The sequence below is a fragment of the Pseudomonas sp. RT4P38 genome, assembly GCF_054897765.1.
In genome coordinates this window covers 1,014,477-1,036,620 of sequence record NZ_CM142703.1, presented here as the reverse complement: position 1 = coordinate 1,036,620, position 22,144 = coordinate 1,014,477, and the positions used below count along the sequence as shown (strand labels likewise).

Sequence of the window (22,144 nt, the reverse complement as noted above, 5' to 3'; positions counted from 1 at the left end):
TTGGGCGCTCGCCTCATTCGCTTCGGCCATGCCCTGCAAGAAGGATCTACCACCGTGGGCGAACTGGTGACGCTCGCCCAGGCCTGCGGGATCAACTTCAAGCTGCGCGTGGCGGCTGAATCAGAGGGACAGCCCCATGGCTAAAACAATCCTGCGGGTACGCCAGGGCGCGATCGCCTACTACCTGAACGAGTCATCCACCGGCGCCAAGAACAGCGGTCGGCGATTCATCCTGAGCTGCACCAGCGACCACGGAAAAACCAAAGACGGCTGGATCAAGGTCAACACCACTGAGCACCAGGTGCTGGTTGAGGCTGGGGATGACGCGGATCAGTTCGCGGCCTGCGCCAGCCTGTACGCAAGCAAGCCGCATCGTTCACATGTCGACCGTCATTCCATTCGTGGTTTGGCCGGCAAGTGGGAGGGCGTGGCATTTCCAGCTCGCGTGACGCATGGCCGTGACGCGACACAAAACGTGAGCGATGAAAACGTGTCGCGACACGAAATACGGTGAAGTCATGCGCTATGTGACCGTCAGGAAATTTGCCAACGAATCTGGCTACACAGAAGACGCGATCCGCTCAAAGATCCGTGACGGCATCTGGCGGCTCGGTGAGATATGGATCAAGGCGCCGGATGGCCGGACGCTACTCGACGTAGAAGGATATGAATCATGGGTAGAGGCGGGAGGGGAGTTCGGGCGGTCTCCGATACGAGTATCGAAATCACGTTCATGTATCGGGGCGTCCGGTGCCGCGAGCGCATCACGCTCAAGCCCACCGCCACTAATCTGAAGAAGGCCGAGCAGCACAAGGCGGCGATCGAGCATGCGATATCGATCGGCAACTTCGACTACTCAGTTACGTTTCCGGGATCTGGCCGGGCAGCGAAGTTCGCGCCCGAGGCATCCCGCGAAACCATGAACGGCTTTTTGACCAGGTGGCTCGAAGCGAAGCGGAAACACATCGCGAGCAGCACGTTCGATGGTTACCGAAAGCTTGTCACGCTGCGCCTAATCCCCGCCCTTGGCGATACGATGCTGGTCGACCTGAAGCGCAAGTCCGTGCGGGACTGGCTAGACACGCTTGAGGTGGGCAACAAGACCCTCAGCAACATCCAGAGCTGCCTTCGATCCGCCCTCAATGATGCGACCGAGGAAGAGTTGATCGAGCTGAATCCCCTCGCCGGCTGGACCTATTCACGCAAGTCCGCACCGCCGAAAGAGGACGACGTCGACCCCTTCAGTCCTGAAGAGCAACACGCCGTGTTGGGCGCCCTCTCCGGACAGGCTCGCAACATGATGCAGTTCGCCCTTTGGACCGGTCTGCGCACCAGTGAACTGGTGGCGCTGGACTGGGGAGATATCGACTGGTTGCGCGAGGAGGTGATGGTCAGCCGAGCGATGACCCAGGCCAGCAAAGGTACGGCAGAGACTACAAAGACTGCCGCCGGACGTCGCAGCGTCAAGCTGCTCAAGCCCGCCATGGAAGCACTGAAAGCTCAGAAGGCGCACACGTTCTTAGCTGACGCTGAGGTCTTCCAGAACCCGCGAACACTCGAGCGATGGGCCGGTGACGGGCCGATCCGGAAAACGATGTGGGTGCCGGCGATGAAAAAGGCTGGTGTCCGGTATCGGAGGCCATACCAGACCCGGCATACCTACGCCTCAATGATGTTGTCCGCCGGCGAGCATCCTATGTGGGTGGCCAAACAGATGGGGCACACTGACTGGACAATGATCTCCAGGGTGTACGGCAGGTGGATGCCTACACCGGACCAGGTCGCGGGTGAAAAAGCCGTGCAAATGTGGACTTCCGACGGGAAGGGCGACAACATCTCAAAAAATCAACGGCAGGTGAAGGGATGAACACAGTCGCTCCAGTTGGACTCCAGCAACGAATTCTCGATTTCTGCAAGACAATATCAGCAGAGCAACCTGTCGTATTGAACGTGACACCAAAACCGTTCAGCCAAGTGAGCGAATGTTTCAGTAACGTGGCTACTCAGGTTGAGAAAGAAGGGGGCGAAGCCGTCCATGGATGGTTAATTTGGGACTGGCCAGCAGTCTTCACAGAAGCGGAATTTCACGCTGTGTGGAAGTCCCCCGATGGCATTCTCCAAGACATTACCCCCGCCTTTGATGGTGATCAGCAGGTCGTCTTTTTGCCTGATCATACCCGCGTTTTTCAAGGTAGGCGGGTCGACAGCATTCGAGTTGCCGCCAGCGAGAACAGGATGATCAAGGACTTCATCCGGCTGTGTGAGGCAAATCACCTAAGATTTGGGCAAATAAGAGATGGTGCACAGATTGAGGGGCCGGAGGCGACGCTCTATTCGAATTTCAATCAAGCAAAAACATTACTAGTCGACGCTATAAGCGCGGGCGCCAACAGAAACGCTCAGTGTGCATGCGGTGGCGGCGAAAGGTACAAGCGTTGTCACGAGCCGAAACTACATGATCTGATATCCGCCCTTGTCGGCTAATGACAGCAAAATGGCAGGTTGAACGCTGAAAACCTTGTAATTCAAGAGTTAGACGAGGGTTCAAATCCCCCCGGCTCCACCAAATGATCAAAAAAAGACGTCCAAGGACGTCTTTTTTTGTGCCTGCGATCCAGTAAATACGCGGCCTCCAGCGCTTTTGCGGTCCTCTGAGATTTTTTGAGTTCCAGCCATTCGGGTATTCCAAACGGTATTCCAGCCCATCCGGTGCTAATCTTTGGAATACCGAATCAGTGCCTGAGGACAATCTCATGCCTGCCCAAAACCTCCGCCTCTCCGATCGACAGCTCAAGGGAGTCAAACCCGCGTCCAAGGATTACGTCCTCACCGACGGTGACGGTTTGCAGCTCCGCGTACGCAGCAACGGCTCGTTGCTGTGGAATTTCAACTACCGCGAACCGCTCACCAAAAAGCGCATCAACATCGGCTTCGGGACCTACCCCGAACTGTCACTGGCGAACGCACGAAAGAAGGCAGTCGAAGCGCGCGAGCTGCTCGCCCAGGGCATCGATCCGAAGGTGCAGCGCAATACGCTGAATGAAGCCAAGCGCGCAGAAACGGAACACACCTTCGAGAACGTGGCCGCCGCCTGGTTCGAGCTTAAGAAAGACTCGGTCACGCCGGCCTACGCTGAAGACATTTGGCGGTCGCTCACGCTACATGTGCTTCCCGACTTGAAGACGACGCCACTCGCGAAAATCACCGCGCCGATGGTGATCGAACTGCTTCGTCCGATCGAAGCGAAAGGGAGCCTGGAAACGGTGAAGCGTCTTAGCCAGCGGCTAAACGAGATCATGACCTACGGAGTGAACTCAGGCCTGATCTTCGCCAACCCACTCAGCGGCATCCGAGCGGTTTTCAAGAAGCCCAAGAAAGAAAATATGGCCGCGCTCCCGCCCGAAGAGCTCCCCGAGCTCATGCTGGAGATCGCGAACGCCAGTATCAAACGCACGACCCGCTGTCTGATCGAATGGCAGTTGCATACCATGACTCGCCCTGCCGAGGCGGCAACTACTCGCTGGGCAGACATCGACTTTGAGAGGCGTGTCTGGACCATCCTTCCGGAGCGAATGAAGAAGCGCCGTCCACACAGCATCCCGTTGAGTGATCACGCTGTTGCACTACTGGAATCACTCAAGTCTCACAGCGGCCATCGCGAATACGTCTTCCCGGCAGACAGAAATCCGCGCACCCACGCCAATAGCCAAACTGCCAACATGGCGTTGAAGCGTATGGGCTTCCAGGATCGCTTGGTCAGCCACGGCATGCGTTCGATGGCGAGCACCATCTTGAATGAGCATGGGTGGGACCCGGAGCTTATTGAAGTCGCACTGGCGCACGTCGACAAGGATGAGGTGCGGAGCGCCTACAACCGCGCCGACTACATTGAGCGCCGGCGTCCGATGATGGCCTGGTGGAGTGAGCACATCCAGAAAGCCGCCACCGGTAGCCTGCTCGCCTCAGCATACGGCCAAGTCAGAGACAAGAACGTGGTGCCGATCCGCTAGCGCTGTACAGGCGCAATAACGGCGGCGACAGCAACTGAGCGCTCAAGATTCAGGGAAAGCAGCCTCGTTTATCCGCTTGTAAGCGCGGGTCCTTCCAAACAGGGCTGCAAAGCCGCCCTGTTTGGAAGGACCTCACTTTGAAAAGCTAAAAGCCACGATGTTGTCCGGGGCTTACCACGGAATTCCACAGGTGGATAACCGCCCTGAAAGTCCAAAGAAGCGGTGGGTTTCGACCCTTGACCGGGTGTATCCACAGGCGTAGAACTGGCCGTGCAAGCGCTGTCGATGACAGCACCCCAGGTGGCCAGAACCTTCAAGGTCACGCCGCTCCCGCGGTGGTTCTCCCTAAAGGCGATTCGCATCCGGCAGCTCGCCCGGTCACCTCACTCGGTGATGGATGCTCTCTAATCTCATGGCCCTAGTGCGCCAGCTACACCGTACCTCGCTGTCCTGCAGCAAGCTATCCGCTTGGCCGAATCTTGCGCCAACCTGTGCCCGTCTCTTTCTCCTGGAAAGAGACGGGCACTTCTAACACTGCTGCAGCCCTGATCGCACAGGGCTTTGCGGCAATCCCCCTCGTGACAATCGGCGTGACAAACGCCGATGTCACCAGCAACAGCGCGGCAGATGATGGTGCCGCAGACCACGGAATGGACTGCACCTGACTGACAGTCAGGCATGCCCCGGTCATCGCATTGCTGCTTTCACCCGGCTCAGGATCTCGCGGCACTGGTCTCGTCAGCCAGTGCCACCTCCACCCGCCCACCGGTAACGGTGCTCAGGAGGCCAGATCATGAGATGCCCTTGCTCCCGGTCGTAAGGAGCTGCCAGTCCCGCATTAGTGGACACCCTCACAGGTCGCAGGGGCCTTGATCCCTGATAACACTCAGCATTCTTGGCGGGATGACGTGGGGCGAGGATCGAAGAACGGAAGATGAGGTGACCGACATGGCATTGGTGGGTAGACGCGATGGCCGCAATTTCGGCTACGGCAGGCAATTGAGTTACGCAGGGCCGCAGGCGCTAAAAGATATGTTCGGCGGTGGCCACTACGGCACGGTCAAGGCACACAGTGATCGGTGGCAGGCATTCGTAAAGTGGTGCCGCTCCGAACAGGGGCCAAGGATCAATGATGCGCGACAGATTGATCGTGACATGTTGGCGGAATACGCAACGTATCTGCGCGACTTGGTTAGGCGCGGTGACCTTGCTGTCAGCACCGCACACAACCGGCTATCCAGCGTTAACAGGACCATGGCAGCGCTTCGCGGTGATCAGCATGTGAAACTGCCAAGTCCGAGCAAGGCGTTGGGTATGCAGCGCACCGGGGTTCGTCATTCGGTGCCACAGGGCCAAGACCGCGGACAAGTAAAGCAAATCGTCGACGCGCTTTGTAATCGAGATCAGCGACGGGCCGCCGCGATCATTCTGTTGGCACGAGCTACCGGCATGCGCTTGCGTGAGGCAATCTTGGCTGACCTGCAACGACTAAATCGTGAGGCTAGAGACATCGGCAAGATCAACATCCAGGACGGCACCAAGGGCGGTCGAAGCGGTGCCTCGGCACCCCGTTGGATTACGGTGAACGATGCGGTTCGAGTAGCGCTTGGATATGCAGAGAAGGTGTCGCCAGAGGGTAGCCGCAACCTGATTGCGCCACACGAAAGCTACCTGAATGTTCTGCAGGATATTATCCGCCCAGCGCGGGACATCCTCCATGGACACAACCTCAAAGGCTTCCATGAACTACGAGCGGCGTACGCATGTGACCGCTACGAGCAAATCACCCAACACCGCGCGCCTATCAACGGCGGTAAATGCTACCAGTTAGATCAGCGCCTTGATCGTGAGACCCGGAGGCAAATCAGCTATGAGCTGGGGCACGGTCGGATCGATGTGGTCGCTGCCTACATTGGAGGACGCACATGAGTAAGCCATCCGATATGGAATTATTCTTAGCTGGCGTGCTGACCGGATCGCACGCCACACGGCAACGCCATTTGCGGCAGGCGAGAATCATCCAAGCTGAAATCTCAGAGCGCTGGCAGCGACAGACGCCTTGGGCTTGGCAGAAAAAGCATGTGGCTTGGTTTCTTGAGCATCGCCTAAATCGACGCAGCGAGGCGACGCGGTATTACTATTTGCTGACCGTGCGGCTGCTCACTCGTCGTTTACAAAAAACATGGGTTTTCAATCTCTGAGTGAGACCGGTTGAATCCACAACCCATAGCCGCCCTTCGCGGAAGACAGCTATCGGCCGATTCTGTTGAAAAAGTCGGTTTTTCCAGGCTGGCCCCATGCTGACCGCTGAAACGCTTTTTTTGCACGTCGCTACGCCAAATCTGAGCCCCGACTCCTCTGCTCAAAGTTAAGATTTCAATCTCACGCGCGTGCTTTTCTGCCGAGGAAACCAGGGCCGACTTTTTCAACAGAATCGGCCAAATGCAGTCAGTAGACAAGCAAGGCCATGTCTACGTGCACTGTTAAATTTGTCACCTAGGGGGCCTTCGCCAATGCCTAGGGAAACTCTGAAGAAGACTTCCAAATCTGGTGAAATACCCGCCTGACACGAACACGATGGTTGAGTCCCGATGAAACAGATGTCCTTCGCCGATGCCGAGTACGCCGGCAAACGTAAGCAGACCCGCCGCGAGCGCTTCCTGATCGAGATGGATCAGGTCGTGCCCTGGAAGGGCTTGGTTACTTTGATCGAGCCGCATTATCCAAAGGGCGAAGGGGGCCGTCCGGCGTATCCGTTGATGGCCATGTTGCGCGTTCATTTGATGCAGAACTGGTTCGGCTACAGCGATCCGGCGATGGAAGAATCACTATATGAAACGACGATTCTGCGCCAGTTCGCGGGCTTGAATTTGGATCGGATTCCCGATGAAACCACGATCCTCAACTTCCGCCGTTTATTGGAAAAACATGAGTTGGCAGGCGGGATTTTGCAGGTCATCAATGGCTATCTGGGCGACCGGGGCCTGCTGTTGCGTCACGGCACGGTGGTCGATGCGACGATCATTCACGCGCCGAGTTCGACCAAGAACAAGGACAGTAAACGCGATCCCGAAATGCACCAAACCAAGAAAGGGAATCAGTATTTTTTTGGTATGAAAGCGCACATCGGCGTCGATGCCGAATCCGGCTTGGTGCATAGCCTGGTGGGCACTGCGGCCAATGTGGCGGACGTGACGCAGGTCGATCAGTTGCTGCACGGTGAGGAAACTTACGTGTGTGGCGACGCCGGTTTCACCGGCGTGGACAAACGTCCCGAGCATCAGGATCGCAAGATGATCTGGTCGATTGCCGCCCGGCCAAGCAGCTATAAAAAGCACGAAAAAAAGAGTCTGATCGGGCGCATGCGACGCAAGATCGAATACGCGAAAGCGCAGGTGCGGGCCAAGGTTGAGCATCCGTTTCGCGTGATCAAGCGCCAGTTTGGTTATACGAAAGTGCGCTTTCGTGGTTTGTCGAAAAACATCGCGCAGCAGACAACGTTGTTCGCTTTGTCGAACTTGTGGATGGTGCGAAAACGGTTGATGGGTATGGGCGAGGTGCGTCTGTAATGCAGGCTGATCGCCCTGAAACAGCGCGATCCGAGGAAAGAACCATGAATTAAGGGCAAGAAAGGTCTGATTTTCGACCGACTTATGATTTTTGAGCCTCAAGTAGCGAGGGTATGAAAAATCGGTGGGTACTTCAGACCTTCCCTAGCAGGCTATATAATTCAGTATTTCCGCCTGCAGTTCCCAATATCAACTTCTCGTTGGCACCACACACAAACTACCGCCACTCTTGTGTCCGACTATTTATGATCAATCAAAGGAACTGGAAGCCATATGGGAAACTTATCATCTGAGCGGCTCAAACCTGATGTTATCTACACAAGGAAAGATCTCAGACAACTTTTCGACATCAAAGACGCCACCCTCAACAACGGCATTTTTCGACCCAAGGGATACGACTCGGTTTGGCTATTTGTGACCGAGCAGAAGACATCTGACCGGACCCAATACGTTGATTCTCTTACGGGCGACATTCTGGGTATGCAGGGGCAGCTCATGGGGCGAACAGACCACTTAGTTCGCGAGCACAAGGACCGTGGGCTGGAACTACTGGTCTTCTATCGCCGTGAAAAATACGAGCACTCCGGCGCAGGTTTCCGATACGAGGGCGCTTTCTCTTACGAAAGCGATTCGGGCTCGGGGCCCACCGCCTTCGTTTTAAAACGCAAACGCACCGAGAGCATTGATACCGACCTGAAGGAAATTGAGCGAAAGGAAGACGCCCAAGGCGCGTTCAACCCCTCCGACGTCAGGGACGCACGCGAGCGGACTCTCGCCTCAATCGTTCGGCGACGCGGCCAAACTCGATTTAGGAAACTGCTGCTAAAAGCTTACAAGGGGCGTTGCGCCATGACGAAATGTGAGGTCGAGCCAGTACTTGAGGCAGCACATATCCATCCCTACCTGGGAGACCAGACTGACGTGGTCTCTAACGGCCTGTTACTACGAGCGGATATTCACACCTTGTTCGATTTGGGGATGCTCTGGGTCGAGCCAGAAAATTTGTCGATTCGAATTTCGGATCGGCTGAAAAACAGCGAGTACGCATCCCTGGAAGGACAACTTCTGACCCTTCCTGAAATCGAATCAGACCACCCTAGCCAGGCTGCGCTAGAGTTCAGGCTCAAGTTTAATCAAGAGTGACCCCGTCCGTGACCACCCTGAGCGCCGCAGTGCCATGCGCGCGCAGGGGGCTGACGTCGAACTAGGGTCACTACCGGCCGGCCCGCCGACTTTGGCTAAAGCGCAAGCTACTGCGAATTTGCACTCCACTTAACCAGCCGGTTGCATTTGACCTGACCATAGATTGCATCGGATTTGACCAGCACGCTTTGTAATCATGCTCAGCAGAGAACGGCCAAAAGCAACCGCTCACCTGTGTCTATCAAACCTAGGGTGATTCAACCTTTAGCTTGCCAGTCGTCGGCGAGCGGCGTGTCCGAGGCCATTGTTACTTTCGGAAATGCTACCGGTATGAAATGATGGCGTAATGCCTTAAATTTCGGGCCACCGAACCATAAAAAGGAACTTTATGTCTTACACGTATAGCGCCCAGCTCGCGCAGCTGTCTGCGAATGGATATCAATGTCCACCAGCAGGGACATCTCCGATTCAACGGGATGCGTGGCGGTGGGTAGCAAATCCCGTTAGTACGCAGTGTTTCGCTCCGGTGGCCGTTCGAAACCCTCCTCGCTTGCTTCGGGCCTCTGACCCAGTCGAGAAGTGCTCCTGCTGGGGCCTATCTATGCATATGTCGTATGCCCAAAGCGTAAGTGCTTTCCAAAGCGTTCAAAAAAGCTTTCGCATGGCACGTAAGGTGTTTGGTGGACATGTAGCCAATTTGTTAATTACACCCAATGACGGAGCCTGTACTGCAGCGGATCGTTACGGCCATTTTGACTTTCACCCGTACACTACGGGCAACGTTCATAATAACGTGTCCACAGTGCGAGCAATTCCATGAGTTTTCTCCGCATTGAAGGTCAAAAAATAGATGCTCGAACTCTCTCCAAGCATCAGTGGAATGCTGATCTGATTGAGTTTGAAGGCCCATTATTGAGCCTGTATAAAAGCGAGTCCGGCAATGACTTGTTGTACGCTTGGCTCGACTGTACTGAAATTCGTAATCGCTGGTGCATTATACCAGTGAGCCGAAAGTCTCTTCGAGATTATCTGGAGCAACAGATAACACTAAGGGATATATATGTAGAGTCTGAGTGGATAGTTATATTTCATACCGGTATATCCGCAAAGCGCAGTGGCTTTCTTCGTACAAACTGGGACAAGCTACCAGAGGCGTATTTACCTGAAATTGACTCGTACCTGACTCCTGAGATAGCAACTCCAGCGGCGGAAAAGTTGGCTGAGGAGATCACAGAGTCTTATTTTCTTGGTTTGGATGGCGAGCTGTACATAGATGATTTTTCACTAATCCCTAAGATATATCAGCAGCTTTATTCATTTCACTATGGGCTGGAGCATCTTGATCGCCCAGCAGTACACGGTGCTTTGAGTAAACTTGCAGGCAGTTGGACTGGGGGGTTCAGTGCGGTCCACCTCTTCACTGGATTAAATTCCGTAACACCATCTATTCACAGAGCGAAAGTATCAGAGATTCAGTTTGCCTCTCCAGGACACATCAAGCTCAACTTGTTGTCTGATCTTGCTCGCAGGATTGAAACATCCGCCCATCAGATTTTTGATGAAACTTCTTTCGTGGCGTTGGAGCAGTATTATTCGACCGTTTACCGATATTTCAAAGATAACAAAATATCCGGATTTGATGACGAAAGGGCAATGTCGGCCACTCTCGCCCCTGAAATCCTGACCCGCCTGAAAGAGTTTGTAGACTTCTTCTTTAACTTGATGAAGTGGGATGATTATCGAAGTAGCTTTGATTATCTGAATGTCGACACCCTACATCAATTGCGCGTTTTACTTGCTTATTATCGCAGGCTTAAAAAGCTAAGACCTTACTTGGTAGATGGCAACCTATTTCTAGGTAAGTCCCGAATTGTCGGAGCTTCCGACTAGAATACATAGAATAAACGAAAGTTCGAAAGCTATGCTGCCGCGTTAGGCTTGAGTTGTCTACGTGGCAGTTTAGACCCTGAATTCGTGATGGCAGCTTTGGGTTCAGGCTGTGTGAAAACGTTTGTGAGCGTAGCGACTACCAAAAATAGGGCTGAAAACCGCGCTTCTATCCAAAATCCGATCTCACAAACCAGCCGAGCAATTTCAGATTTCACGCACAAGCGCGCTCTTCAATTTCTGGTTGGGGTTTTCACACAGCCTGGGTTGAAAGCGGCCCTCTACCAATCATAGTTTTGGGTCGTTTGCTGTCGATCACCATAATTGGATCGCCCACCTATCTTGCAAGCACGAATGGCTGCCACGCTCAATGCAGATAGCGAACACCGGCAAGCAATCCGGCCGGCAGCCAACATGAGAGAAAAAACACAAAAAAATCTGCGAAAGCAGCAAAAACTCTTACAATCCAAGGCCGGATTTCCTACACATTTCTTCCACCGATGCCCAAGAGACAACTCCGTGAGTGACTCAGACAGCTCATCCGCGCCACTGGTTGACGTAGTGATGCTTGCCGCATCCCTTCAGCGGTTCGCAGATGATCGCGACTGGCAGCAGTTCCACTCCCCCAAAAATCTCATCCTGGCTCTCACTGGCGAGGTAGGAGAGCTGTGCGAGATTTTCCAATGGATGAGCGATGCCGATTCGATCTCCGCCGCAACAGATCCCGAAATCGGCCAAGCCGTTAAGGACGAATTGGCGGACGTATTGATGTACCTGGTTCGCCTGAGCAGCGTACTCGGCATTGACCTCAACGAGGCGGTGACACGGAAACTCGCCTCGAATGGCCAGAAGTACCCCGTGGATAAAGCCAAAAGCAACAGCAAAAAGTACGACCGACTTTGACCACCCCGAATCTAAGGACAACCCGTGATCGTTTACGCTGCGACCAAACAGCAATTTCTTAAAGACAACGATAACGATGACATCGAGGAGGTGATCCTCAGGCATTACAAGGAAGCTACCGGCAAGAACGTTGGCACCTCGGAAATCAGGTCGTGGCAAGGATCCCTGACGTACATGGCCAAGGTCCTTAGAGATGAGGGCCTGCCAAGCAACGCAGGCTTGGCCATTGAATTGCACATTCCGCAGTCGTCGAAGCGAATCGACTTTCTACTCACCGGTCGCGACGAAAACCAGGCAAAAAAAGCCGTACTGATCGAATTGAAGCAATGGAGTAAGGCCAACGCCACAACCAAGGATGCCATCGTCAAAACGGCGTTGGGTGGCGGCCTCATTGAGACCATTCACCCGTCCTATCAGGTATGGTCATATGCAGCGCTGCTGGAAGGCTTCAACGAGGCGGTGTATGACAAAAGCATCGAAATCCGTCCGTGTGCCTACCTCCATAACTACGTCAGCGACGGCGTTATAGATTCAGCTCACTACGAGCCCCACATCAGCAAGGCTCCGCTGTTTCTGAAAGGCCCGGAAGAGCTCAGTAAACTCAGAAGCTTTCTGAAAAAGCATATAAGTCATGGCGACAACAAAGAGGTTCTTTACGAGCTGTCCGAAGGAAAAATTCGCCCGTCCAAGGCGCTAGCCGAAGCCCTCGGTGGGTTGATGAAAGGCAAACCCGAGTTCGTATTGATTGACGATCAGAAAGCAATTTTTGAGTCGGCGCTGGCGGCGGCAAGCGAGGCCTCGGACCAAGCCCCCAAGGTGATGATCATTGAAGGTGGACCGGGCACCGGGAAGACCGTTCTGGCTATCAATCTGCTGGTGAGGCTCACCGAATTGAAGCTGATGAGCAAATACGTCTCCAAGAACGCAGCCCCGCGTAAGGTCTACGAGAGCAAACTGGTTGGCACCATCAAGCGCAGCCATTTCTCGAATTTCTTTTCAGGCTCTGGGGCATTCATCGACACTGAGCCCAACACATTCGATGCGCTTATCGTGGACGAAGCTCACCGGCTGAATGAGAAAAGCGGGCTTTATGGAAACCTTGGGGAAAACCAGATCAAGGAGCTGATTGATTCAGCGAAATGCTCAATTTTCTTCATTGATGAAGACCAGCGTGTAACCTTGAGCGATATCGGCAGCAAGCAGGCGATACGCGCCTTTGCAAAAGCCAAGGGTGCTGTGGTTGAAGAACACGTGCTTTCTTCGCAGTTTCGCTGCAGTGGTTCTGACGGTTACCTAGCATGGCTGGATGACACGCTAGGCATTCGCTCGACGGCAAATCCGACGCTTGAGACTCAAGAGTACGAGTTTAAGGTGTTCGACTCACCTCAGGCGATGCATGAAGCAATCAACGAGAAAAACCACGGAAACAAAGCTCGTGTGGTCGCGGGCTATTGCTGGCCTTGGCTGAGCAAGAAAGACTCCACCGCTGCTGATATCGTCATTGGTGACTACAAACGCCAATGGAACCTGGATCAGGATGGCAGCCTATGGATCATCGCTGAGAACTCCATTGAGCAGGTTGGCTGTATTCATACCTGCCAAGGTTTGGAAGTCGACTACATCGGAGTGATCATCGGGCCAGACCTAGTCGTCCGTGACGGCAAAGTAGTGACATCCCCGGATGAGCGCGACAAGCACGATAAATCGATTCGCGGCTGGAAAAAAATGATGAAAGAGCAACCTACCCTGGCGAAAAAAGAAACAGACCTGATCATCAAAAATACATACCGAACCCTGATGACACGCGGGATGAAGGGTTGCTACCTGTACTGCACCGACAAAGAGACTGCGCAATACTTCGAGAGTCGGCTTAGCCAACACAGCAATCATTGACGGTATCGTTTGCTAGGAGCCCTGTACCTGCGAGTGGGGACATCGTACGCGCAGAGGCCACAATCAACAGGGCGACCATTTGCTTGATAGATTCGATCCCGATTCGTTTTTGGGGGCAGAGCTCAAAAAGCACCGTCCATCGGAATCCAGACCACGTAGCGTTCCAACTGGTATTCCAAGCAAGTTGACCAATAGATTATTAACCAAAAAAAACAGATAGATACCGACTTGTTTCAGATTACCCCGGCCCACCACTTGAAACACCAACGAAGCCCGCCCAGTGCGGGTTTCGCTGCATCTGGGGTTCGACAATCCATGCCCCTCCACCCCCCCTGTGGGAGCGGGCTTGTCCGCGAAGAGACCAGCCCTACCAATGCAAAAATACCCAGCGGCCACAGAGCCACTGTCGCCGCATGGTTGGGCGGCGCAGATGCAAGTTTCGGCGGTCTAACGAAACGAGCATCGGAAGTCGATGCTGCACCCTCCAATAAAAAAGGCAGCTGACGAGACTATCGCAGCCGCCTTTTTTCGCCCTCACGCTCAAAGCCCAAACACTTCGGATGAAGACACGAAGCCCTTCTACACTTATCTCTGAACATCCGAAAAACACCCACCAAACGAGCCCCCATGACCACCCTCAAAGACCGCTTGAAGCAAGGCAAGGACGCTCGCAAGAACTGCTCCCGCGGTTCGCAGGCGTCCATGGGGAAGATAAATCGTGACCCGCTGCCGCTGATCAAATCGTCCAGTGAAGGCCGGATCAAGTCGCTGGTCGAGTTGCGGCACGGGCGCATGTTGGTGTCGCCGTTCACCTTCTATCGCGGCAATGCGCTACTGCACGCTCACGACTTGGCCGGAACACCCTGCATGGGCCTGGTTTCACCCATCTGCGGCGACAGTCACCTGATGAACTTCGGCGGTTTCGCAACACCGGAACGCAATCTGCTGTTCAGCGTCGCCGATTTCGACGAAGCCCATCCCGGGCCTTGGGAGTGGGACTTGAAACGGCTGGTGGCAAGTTTCGTGGTGGCAGCGCGCGATCTGCGCCATGGCGACACGGTCGAAGAAACGGTCTGCCGCCAGGTGGTCGGCGCCTACCAACAGACCATGCTCGAGTGCGCCGAACAAAGCACCCTGAAAACCTGGTACGAATCCATCAGTTACAACGACCTGCGCCAACAAGCGAGCAAAGCGACCCTGGAGCATTTAGAGCGAGCTATCGAGAAAGCAGAACAGCGCACTCACGCCGAGTTGCTGCCAAAAATCTGCGAGCGTGATGCACAGGGCCGCCTGACCATTCGCGATGATCTGCCGGAAATTTTCCATTTACACAAAAACACCACACTGCTGGATGCCGACGACGACTGGCTGCGCCTGTCGGACTGGCGACCGCTTTACGACGCGTTCATGCGCGACTATCCCGGCACGCTGCAAGCCGACCGTCGCGAGCTGTTGTCGCGTTTTCATGCCCACGACATGGCGTTCAAGGTGGTCGGTGTGGGCAGTGTCGGCACTCGTTGCCTGGTCGCGCTGCTGACCGATGACCAGGAAAACCCGCTGTTCCTGCAATTCAAGGAGGCACGTCGCTCGGTGCTTGCCGGTTACGTGAAGACCAAGTCCCGTGTGCGGCATAACGGTCAGCGCGTGGTCGATGGACAGCGGCTGATGCAAGCGGCCAGTGACCTGTTTCTCGGCTGGACAACCGGTCCCAGCGGTCGACACTTCTATGTGCGTCAGTTGCGCGACATGAAAGTCTCGGCTGAACTCGAGACGTTCGACGCGGACACCTTCGCCGCCTACGGACGCGTTTGTGGCCGCGCTCTGGCCCGCGCCCATGCCAAATCGTCCGGCCACGCCGCGCAGATCAGCGGCTACATCGGCAAGGGCGATGCGCTGGCCGACGCGCTATTCAAGTACGCGCAAAGCTACACCGCGCAGAATGAGCGCGACTTCGAACAATTCCAGCAGGCCTGCCGCAAGGGACGTTTGCGGGCGCGCTCGGAAGCGGACTTTGCGGCTGATCATTTGCCTTAGGCGTGTTTCAGAGCGTGAAGCGGTGGACTCATCGACATGAATTTTTCTTCACCCCACAACCTCTCACCAACGGGTACATTGCGCTCGCTCATTCAAGAAACTACGATTTGCCCGCCCTCCCGCGGGCTTTTTTTTGCCTGCTGTTTGTTTCATACGAGAGTTTCAAACGATACAAATGAACCATGCACCCGACAGAGCCGGGGTTCAGGCCCTCCCGCAATCCTCTGACGCAAATCACTCCCAACGCCCCCATAGGGTGTACCATCAAGCTCTGTCCACCAGATATCAGTTAGCCATGTCCACGCAGAGCGAAGAGAGCCGCCAGATCGTAGCTTCTCTGGCGCACCGTGTTGGCCCCAACGCTGACATCGCAAGGATCGCCCAAGCGATCATTTCAACCTTGCGGGATATGGATGTAGCCCTCACGCCCATCATCGGCCACCAAGGGGTTGCAGCACTTTATCGCCGCAGCCTCCACCTGTGCGCCTCCACTCATCCGCGTCTGGCCCGCACCTATGACAGAGTGCCATCCGGCATGGATTTGACTGCCCTCAAGTCCGTAATGGTTGAGCAAAGCGACGCCGATGCGCTGTTTTTCGGTGAAGTGTTGCTGACTACCATTTACGAGCTGCTGACCACGCTCATCGGGCCCTCGCTCACCGAACGTTTGCTTCGTGACATGTGGGAACCTTCTTTGAGCGACACCCCTTCGCAGGAAAATTCGCCATGAGCACCAAAGTGACTATCAACCGTCTGGCCACCGGCGTGCCAGGACTGGACGAGGTGCTGGGCGGTGGATTGCCGGAGTTTTCGTTCAACCTGATCGCCGGCCCGCCTGGCTGTGGCAAAACCACCCTGGCGCATCAAATGATGTTCGCCCTGGCGACGCCCAAGCGCCCTGCGCTGTTCTTTACCGTACTGGGCGAGCCGCCGCTGAAGATGCTGCGCTATCAGCAGCAATTCGATTTTTTCGACAGCGAAGCGATCAACCAGTCGATCCGCTACATCAACCTGGCGGACGACACCCTGGCCGGGAATCTGGACGAAGTGCTGCGGCGCATCGTCAGCGAGGTGGAGGCCCACTCCCCGTCACTGGTGTTTGTCGACTCGTTCCGTTCGGTGGTGCTGGCCAGCCAGACCCAGGACAACCCCAACAACAACCTGCCGCAGTTCGTTCAGCAACTGGGCATGTTGATGACCACCTGGCAGGCGACGACCTTCCTGATTGGCGAATATTTCACCGAAACCGACACCAACCCGATTTTCACCGTGGCCGACGGCCTCATCTGGCTGCGCCAGAGCGTTCAGCGCAACTCCATGGTGCGCAAGATGGAAATCATGAAGATGCGCGGCCAGCCGACGCTGCCAGGGCTGCACACCTTCCGCATCTCGACGTCGGGGATCAAGGTCTTTGCACCTGCGGCACTCAACCCGGTTGAAGCTCCGCTGGAGCTCCCCATCAAGCGCCTGAAAATGGGCGTGCCACAGCTCGACGAGATGCTTGGCGGCGGCCTGCCCCGTGGTTATTCCTTGCTGGTGGCCGGGCCGTCGGGCTCGGGTAAAAGCATTCTGGCGGGGACCTTCCTCGCCGAGGGCGCGCGCAATGGTGAAACCGGTGTGATCGCGGTGTTTGAACAACGGCCTAATCACTCCCAGAACGCCACCCTTTCGGCCCTGATCGAGAGCGGACAGGTCGGTCTGGTGGACAGCCGCGCCCCGGACCTCTCCATCGACGAAATCGTGCATTTGCTATTGAGCGAAATCACCCGATTGAAAGCGACCCGCGTGGTCATCGATTCGCTGTCAGGTTTTGAACTGGCGCTCGCGCCGACCTTCCGCGAAGACTATCGCGAGTCGCTGTCGCGCATGGTCACTGCGTTGACGAGCGCCGGGGTCAGCGTGTTGATGACCTCAGAGCTGGAAGACCGCTACACCGACCTGCGCTTCAGCCCTTACGGCACGGCATTTCTCACCGACGCAATCATCGTTCAGCGCTACATTGAAGTGCAGAGCCGTTTGCTGCGCATCATGGCCGTGGTCAAGGTGCGGGCCAGCGCCCACTCCGATGAGTTACGGCTTTACCGCATCGACAATAATGGTTTGCAGATCGGCGAGATGTTGCCGGACCAGGAAGGCTTACTCGGCGGTCGGCCAACCCGGCAACGCCCCGGAAAAGACAATGCGTGAGTCAAGGTCATGAGCACGGCCGATAGCAAGAGCGAGGAAGCGAAGGCCACTGCCGCTCGCGAACTTTTCCTGCTCGGCCAGAAAACTGTTGAGGCACGGGCGGTGCTGGCGGCGCTGCAAAAAGAACTGAGCGAAGCCAACACCCGGCTGGTCGATAGCCAGCAGGTCGAGCAACTGATCGAGGCCAATCAGCAACTGGTGCTGGCGATTTTGCTGGCGCAGTCCGATGCAGAAAAACCAAAACGCACGCAAGAAGAACAACGGCTGTTCCTGGAGATGCGTGAAGCCAATGCGCAATTGGTGATCGCGGCCCTCAGCGCGCAAGACCTGCAAGCCTCAGCCGAACATACCCTGGAACAACAACGCAGCATCCTCACCCTGGTGGCTCACGAACTGCGCAATCCGCTGACGCCCATCAGCATGATCGCCGGACGACTGGTGCGCGTCCCGAGCGAGGAACTGCCGCGCATGCAGGCACTGATCGAAAACCAGGTGCAACACATGTCGCGACTGGTAGACGATTTGCTCGACGTCTCCCGCGCCAGCACCGGCAAGTTGCGCCTCGATTGCCAAATCGTGGACATGGTGCAGATCATCCATCAGGCCATCGACGTGTGCAGCCCGGTGATGACTGCTCACCATTTGCACTTCACCGCTGAATTGCCCGAGTGCGCGTTGGCGGTGGAGGGTGACCCGGTACGCCTCACGCAGATTCTCGGCAACCTGCTGGGTAACGCGACCAAATACACGCCATCGGGCGGCAATGTCACGCTGTCGGTGAGCGCTGAAGCCGACGTGCTGCAGATGCGCATTTGCGATGACGGCATCGGTATTTCCGCCAAGACCCTGCCGTTTATCTTCGAGCCGTTTGTGCAGGACGTTCACGCGGTCGGCTTCAACGGTGCGGGCCTTGGTATTGGCCTGACAGTGGTTCGCGAGCTGGTCGAAGCCCATGGCGGCACGGTCATCGGCATGAGCGACGGTGACGGCAAGGGCAGCACCTTTATCGTGACGTTACCGCTGGCGGTTTGAGTTTTTCCGCCGGCCACGTAATGCTTGCGCGACGATCCCCGCGAACCGGAGCGCCCTATGCCGCTGTTGTCCCTGCCCTGTAAACGCTTGACGCTGGCGGTGCTCGACCCCGAACAGGCGACGCTGGAAAGCGACTTCTACCGGCGCAACCAGAGGCATCTCGCCCGGTGGTCGCCGATTCGCCCCGCCGATTACCACAGCCCTGAACACATCCGCCCGCGCCTTGAGGTGCAAGCCAGTGCTTTCCAGGCCGGCCTGGCGGTGCATTTCGCGCTGCTGGATCCGGACAACGGCCAGATGATCGGCGCCTGCAACTTCAGCGGCATCACTCGCGGGGCGTTTCAGGCCTGCTATCTCGGTTACCACATCGACGAATCTCATCAGGGCCAGGGCTTGATGCAGGAAGCACTGGAAGCGGGAATCGGCTACATGTTCGATGAGCAGAAATTGCACCGGGTCATGGCCAATTACATCCCTGGCAACGAACGCAGTGCGCGACTGCTGGAGCGTCTGGGATTTGAACGCGAGGGCTACGCCAAGGCCTACCTGAGTATCGCCGGGCGCTGGCAGGATCATGTGTTGACGGCGTTGATCAATGATCGCTTTGAAGCACCGGAACAGCGCTGGTCCAGACGTCTCTCGTAATACATCGCCTGCTCAAGCTTCCCGTTCCCTTGTTTGGACTTCATGAGTTTCTGAGCGGTTCAGCGATGAGTCGCGCAGCCTGTTGGAGCACCGGTTGCTCCAGCCGCGCTCGCCCATAAAACGCCAACGCCGTCAGCAAACACGCGAGCCACACGAAGATCCCGGCCCAGAAGGTGTGGGACATGTAGTGCCAGCCTTGCAGAACCCTCGTCGTGCCGTAGACGAAACCGAGCAGCAGCGAGCCGTACATCACCGCTTTGGAATAGCGCCAGCGGTAACGACGCGCCACGAAGTACAACGCCAGCAGGGTGAAGCCGCCCGAGGCATGCCCGCCCGGCCAGCAGCGCCCATCACCTGCGACTTTCAGCAGATCGAAATTCTGATACCACTCCTTATGCTCGACTTTCCCCGCGTACTGGGTCGTTTCGATCGGGCAGTACACGCTGGTGTGGCCCTTGAGGTAGTGGATGACGCCCGTGCTGACGGAGAACGCGAACACCACGTAAAGGAAGTCCCGACGGTGCTTGCTGGCGAACCGAAGCACCGGCGCGACGTTGATTTTTTCCAGGAACGCGATGATTTTCGAATGCTTTTCGACCTTCAGACGCGGCCAGAGAAACGACAGCAAGGCGCCGACGATCGCTAACTCTCCGGTCCAGTTCGGGATGATTCGCGCCCATTTATGGGTAATCTTTTCGAACAGATGGACATGATCCAGCGGAAACGTCTGCGTGACCGGGTCATAAAAAAGATCGTTGAAAGCGATGTCGATTTTGGTCAGGTCGAACAGCAGGAAAACCAAGACCGCACAGGCCAGAGGAATGCCAAAGTTCACCCAGTAAAAGCGGTATCGGGAAGAAGTCAGCATCGTGCGTCCTGATCCAGAAAGTGAATTCATTTGGCGGTCACCGAGCGCCAATCCGAGGCTTCGATGAAACCGAGCATCCGTGGTGCCTGAGGCGTTTCGGCCGAGATAAACAAAGAAGCGCCATAACCGAGGGTAGAGGCCGGCAACTTGAGGTCTTTCTCCAGTTGCGACATGCATTCGCTGTGGGTCACCAGAATCAGGTTTCGCCCGGCAACCTTGTGCGCCAGAGCGTCACGCAGCATGGTGCCCTTGCAATTGATCAACCAGTCTTCACCGACTCCGACCTTGTTGAACATGTAGCCAGCGGTCTGCGCTGTACGGATCACGGGGCTGTTGTAGATGTCGGTCTTGTTCAGCCCCAGTTGTTCGAACTGCGCACCGACACCCCCCGCGACGCTGCGAGAGCGATCGGTAATGCCATCGTTACCGCTCAGGCAGGCTGCGCTGGAGTGATCGCAGCGTTCGACGTGACGCACCAGCACGATCACGTTGCCTTTTGCCCAATCGGCCGTCAACGCCCGAGCGCCGGCCACATTGCCGTGGGCCAGGTCCGGTACAGCGGCCGGCTGCAACAGCCACCCCGTCAGCGGAATCACCAACAGCGCCGAGGCGAGCACGACAGCCGCATTGCGATAGCGGGCAAAACGGCTTAGATCAATCGAGCGTTTTATCCCGAACACACTCAGTCTCAATTCCACATCAAGCCGCCTCGCTGGCATGCATCACGTTCATTCGATGCCACGAGGGTAGAGAGGCTGACGTCGACGGCCGGTGAAACTCATGTGAAAAAAAGCTTAAGGCCCACACAAAGGTCTTGTTACACATCAGTCCTGCAAAAACCATTCAGCTCTCGCAATGGCTGCCGATACAGGTCTGCTACACACCTTGCTGGCGACCAAAAACAACAATCTTCCAGCCAACCGACGATCAAGAAGCACAACGTCCCTGGAGGACTTTTGATGAATAGCTGGTTCGGCAATATCAGCGTGAACATGAAGCTGGGCCTGGGGTTCGGCCTGGTCCTGGCACTGACCTGCGTCCTCGCCCTGACCGGCTGGACGAGCCTGGGCGGGTTGATTGACCGCAGCAACTGGATGAGCGACATCACCCAGCTCAATGCCGGCCTGACCAAGCTGCGCGTGGTTCGCCTGCAATACATGCTGACCAACGGCGACGAAACCGCCGCACAGAACGTCCAGACCACGCTCGAGGCGTTCTCCGCTCAGCAACAAGCGTTGCTGGTGAAATTCAAGAGCCCGGAAAACCTCAAGCTGCTCAAAGAGCAAGGTGCCGTCATCGATGCCTACAAGACGTCCCTGAACAAAATGCGCAGCGCGTACCGCACCGGTAACAGTGCTCGCGACGCCATGGGCGCCAACGCCGACACCGCCAACACGCTGATCAACACCATCAACACCCGCGTGCAGCAAATGCCTCTGAGCGACCAACGCTTCGAACAATTCCAGGCCATCACCGCCGCCAAGGAAGCGTTCTTGCTGGCCCGTTACGAAGTGCGCGGCTATACCGCCACTACCAACGCCGAGACCGAGCAAAAAGCTATCGGCCAACTGGACGTGGCCATCGCCAGCCTGAAACCCCTCAACGTGCATTTCGCCGACACCCAGCAAGACGCCCTGCGTCAGCTGGACACCGCGTTGACCCACTACCGCAGCGCCTTGCAGGCTTATAAAGCGGCGAACACCGCTGCGGTGCAGGCGCGCAAGGAAATGACCGAACAGGGCGCCACCATCGTGACCCTGAGCGATCAGCTGTATCAAATTCAGCTCGACCGCCGTGACGCCGAAAGCGCCCAGGCCCGCACCCTGCAACTGATCAGCACACTGCTGGCGTTGCTGGTGGGCATCATTGCTGCCGTGATCATCACCCGTCAGATCACCGGCCCATTGCGCGACACGCTCGCGGTAGTTGAACGCATTGCCAGCGGCGACCTGTCCCAGGACGTCAAAGTGACT

Annotated in this window: 19 protein-coding genes and 1 pseudogene; 18 read left to right on the top strand and 2 right to left on the bottom strand. The window is 56.1% G+C overall.

What is annotated here, in order from left to right:
- From ACYZT7_RS04670 to rimJ, 17 genes are all read left to right on the top strand, one after another.
- Entirely contained in the window at positions 1 to 144 is a 144-nt protein-coding gene (locus ACYZT7_RS04670) for a hypothetical protein (RefSeq protein WP_462040132.1), read from the top strand.
- On the top strand, positions 137 to 514 hold the full coding sequence (locus ACYZT7_RS04665) for a hypothetical protein (RefSeq protein ID WP_462040131.1): 378 nt from the start codon (positions 137 to 139) through the stop codon (positions 512 to 514). The genes ACYZT7_RS04670 and ACYZT7_RS04665 overlap by 8 nt, the downstream gene beginning before the upstream one ends.
- Before the next feature lie 159 nt (positions 515 to 673).
- Positions 674 to 1,867 (top strand): Arm DNA-binding domain-containing protein, encoded by a 1,194-nt coding sequence (locus ACYZT7_RS04660; protein WP_462040130.1) that lies wholly within the window; start codon positions 674 to 676, stop codon positions 1,865 to 1,867.
- Positions 1,864 to 2,484: a hypothetical protein gene (locus tag ACYZT7_RS04655; RefSeq protein WP_462040129.1), complete on the top strand. Its 621-nt coding sequence runs from the start codon at positions 1,864 to 1,866 to the stop codon at positions 2,482 to 2,484. The genes ACYZT7_RS04660 and ACYZT7_RS04655 overlap by 4 nt, the downstream gene beginning before the upstream one ends.
- Positions 2,485 to 2,753: 269 nt before the next feature.
- Positions 2,754 to 4,010, top strand: a complete 1,257-nt coding sequence (locus ACYZT7_RS04650) for an integrase domain-containing protein (protein WP_462040128.1) — start codon at positions 2,754 to 2,756, stop codon at positions 4,008 to 4,010.
- Positions 4,011 to 4,958: 948 nt separating this feature from the next.
- On the top strand, positions 4,959 to 5,939 hold the full coding sequence (locus tag ACYZT7_RS04645) for an integrase domain-containing protein (RefSeq protein WP_462041740.1): 981 nt from the start codon (positions 4,959 to 4,961) through the stop codon (positions 5,937 to 5,939).
- Positions 5,936 to 6,211 carry a hypothetical protein gene (locus ACYZT7_RS04640; protein WP_223526441.1) on the top strand — a complete coding sequence of 92 codons (276 nt, stop codon included), beginning with the start codon at positions 5,936 to 5,938 and terminating at the stop codon, positions 6,209 to 6,211. Before ACYZT7_RS04645 ends, ACYZT7_RS04640 begins: the two co-directional genes overlap by 4 nt.
- 390 nt (positions 6,212 to 6,601) lie before the next feature.
- Positions 6,602 to 7,579: an IS5 family transposase gene (locus tag ACYZT7_RS04635; RefSeq protein ID WP_462040127.1), complete on the top strand. Its 978-nt coding sequence runs from the start codon at positions 6,602 to 6,604 to the stop codon at positions 7,577 to 7,579.
- A gap of 273 nt (positions 7,580 to 7,852) precedes the next feature.
- A complete protein-coding gene (locus ACYZT7_RS04630; RefSeq protein ID WP_462040126.1) occupies positions 7,853 to 8,722 on the top strand; it encodes an HNH endonuclease in 870 nt (289 codons plus the stop codon).
- Between the two features lie 816 nt (positions 8,723 to 9,538).
- On the top strand, positions 9,539 to 10,612 hold the full coding sequence (locus tag ACYZT7_RS04625; RefSeq protein WP_462040125.1) for a DUF6575 domain-containing protein: 1,074 nt from the start codon (positions 9,539 to 9,541) through the stop codon (positions 10,610 to 10,612).
- Positions 10,613 to 11,128: 516 nt separating this feature from the next.
- The gene (locus ACYZT7_RS04620; RefSeq protein ID WP_462041739.1) at positions 11,129 to 11,512 is read left to right on the top strand and encodes a nucleotide pyrophosphohydrolase; all 384 of its coding nucleotides are present in this window, start codon (positions 11,129 to 11,131) and stop codon (positions 11,510 to 11,512) included.
- 24 nt (positions 11,513 to 11,536) lie between these two features.
- The gene (locus ACYZT7_RS04615; protein WP_223526438.1) at positions 11,537 to 13,405 is read left to right on the top strand and encodes a DNA/RNA helicase domain-containing protein; all 1,869 of its coding nucleotides are present in this window, start codon (positions 11,537 to 11,539) and stop codon (positions 13,403 to 13,405) included.
- 627 nt (positions 13,406 to 14,032) lie between these two features.
- Positions 14,033 to 15,439, top strand: coding sequence for a DUF2252 domain-containing protein (locus ACYZT7_RS04610; protein ID WP_462040124.1), 1,407 nt, complete (start codon positions 14,033 to 14,035; stop codon positions 15,437 to 15,439).
- A gap of 295 nt (positions 15,440 to 15,734) precedes the next feature.
- On the top strand, positions 15,735 to 16,169 hold the full coding sequence (locus ACYZT7_RS04605; RefSeq protein ID WP_462040123.1) for a hypothetical protein: 435 nt from the start codon (positions 15,735 to 15,737) through the stop codon (positions 16,167 to 16,169).
- A complete protein-coding gene (locus tag ACYZT7_RS04600) occupies positions 16,166 to 17,626 on the top strand; it encodes an ATPase domain-containing protein (RefSeq protein WP_462040122.1) in 1,461 nt (486 codons plus the stop codon). The genes ACYZT7_RS04605 and ACYZT7_RS04600 overlap by 4 nt, the downstream gene beginning before the upstream one ends.
- Positions 17,627 to 17,635: 9 nt before the next feature.
- Complete coding sequence (locus ACYZT7_RS04595) at positions 17,636 to 18,658, top strand: sensor histidine kinase (protein WP_462040121.1); 1,023 nt, start codon at positions 17,636 to 17,638, stop codon at positions 18,656 to 18,658.
- A 57-nt stretch (positions 18,659 to 18,715) separates the two neighbouring features.
- Positions 18,716 to 19,303: a ribosomal protein S5-alanine N-acetyltransferase gene (gene rimJ / locus ACYZT7_RS04590; protein WP_462040120.1), complete on the top strand. Its 588-nt coding sequence runs from the start codon at positions 18,716 to 18,718 to the stop codon at positions 19,301 to 19,303.
- A gap of 40 nt (positions 19,304 to 19,343) precedes the next feature.
- Here the strand turns inward: rimJ and ACYZT7_RS04585 are convergent, their stop codons facing one another.
- Positions 19,344 to 20,171, bottom strand: coding sequence for a phosphatase PAP2 family protein (locus ACYZT7_RS04585; RefSeq protein ID WP_462040119.1), 828 nt, complete (start codon positions 20,169 to 20,171; stop codon positions 19,344 to 19,346).
- Positions 20,172 to 20,197: 26 nt separating this feature from the next.
- The gene (pmrG, locus tag ACYZT7_RS04580; protein ID WP_462040118.1) at positions 20,198 to 20,869 is read right to left on the bottom strand and encodes a lipopolysaccharide core heptose(II)-phosphate phosphatase PmrG; all 672 of its coding nucleotides are present in this window, start codon (positions 20,867 to 20,869) and stop codon (positions 20,198 to 20,200) included.
- Positions 20,870 to 21,130: 261 nt separating this feature from the next.
- Here pmrG and ACYZT7_RS04575 point away from each other — a divergent pair.
- Positions 21,131 to 22,144, top strand: a pseudogene (locus ACYZT7_RS04575) (methyl-accepting chemotaxis protein); the annotation flags it as partial.

Coding starts and splice junctions, on each gene's coding strand:
- ACYZT7_RS04665 (WP_462040131.1), top strand. CDS start 137: ATGGCTAAAACAATCCTGCGGGTACGCCAGGGCGCGATCGCCTACTAC.
- ACYZT7_RS04660 (WP_462040130.1), top strand. CDS start 674: ATGGGTAGAGGCGGGAGGGGAGTTCGGGCGGTCTCCGATACGAGTATC.
- ACYZT7_RS04655 (WP_462040129.1), top strand. CDS start 1,864: ATGAACACAGTCGCTCCAGTTGGACTCCAGCAACGAATTCTCGATTTC.
- ACYZT7_RS04650 (WP_462040128.1), top strand. CDS start 2,754: ATGCCTGCCCAAAACCTCCGCCTCTCCGATCGACAGCTCAAGGGAGTC.
- ACYZT7_RS04645 (WP_462041740.1), top strand. CDS start 4,959: ATGGCATTGGTGGGTAGACGCGATGGCCGCAATTTCGGCTACGGCAGG.
- ACYZT7_RS04640 (WP_223526441.1), top strand. CDS start 5,936: ATGAGTAAGCCATCCGATATGGAATTATTCTTAGCTGGCGTGCTGACC.
- ACYZT7_RS04635 (WP_462040127.1), top strand. CDS start 6,602: ATGAAACAGATGTCCTTCGCCGATGCCGAGTACGCCGGCAAACGTAAG.
- ACYZT7_RS04630 (WP_462040126.1), top strand. CDS start 7,853: ATGGGAAACTTATCATCTGAGCGGCTCAAACCTGATGTTATCTACACA.
- ACYZT7_RS04625 (WP_462040125.1), top strand. CDS start 9,539: ATGAGTTTTCTCCGCATTGAAGGTCAAAAAATAGATGCTCGAACTCTC.
- ACYZT7_RS04610 (WP_462040124.1), top strand. CDS start 14,033: ATGACCACCCTCAAAGACCGCTTGAAGCAAGGCAAGGACGCTCGCAAG.
- ACYZT7_RS04605 (WP_462040123.1), top strand. CDS start 15,735: ATGTCCACGCAGAGCGAAGAGAGCCGCCAGATCGTAGCTTCTCTGGCG.
- ACYZT7_RS04600 (WP_462040122.1), top strand. CDS start 16,166: ATGAGCACCAAAGTGACTATCAACCGTCTGGCCACCGGCGTGCCAGGA.
- ACYZT7_RS04595 (WP_462040121.1), top strand. CDS start 17,636: ATGAGCACGGCCGATAGCAAGAGCGAGGAAGCGAAGGCCACTGCCGCT.
- rimJ (WP_462040120.1), top strand. CDS start 18,716: ATGCCGCTGTTGTCCCTGCCCTGTAAACGCTTGACGCTGGCGGTGCTC.
- ACYZT7_RS04585 (WP_462040119.1), bottom strand. CDS start 20,171: ATGCTGACTTCTTCCCGATACCGCTTTTACTGGGTGAACTTTGGCATT.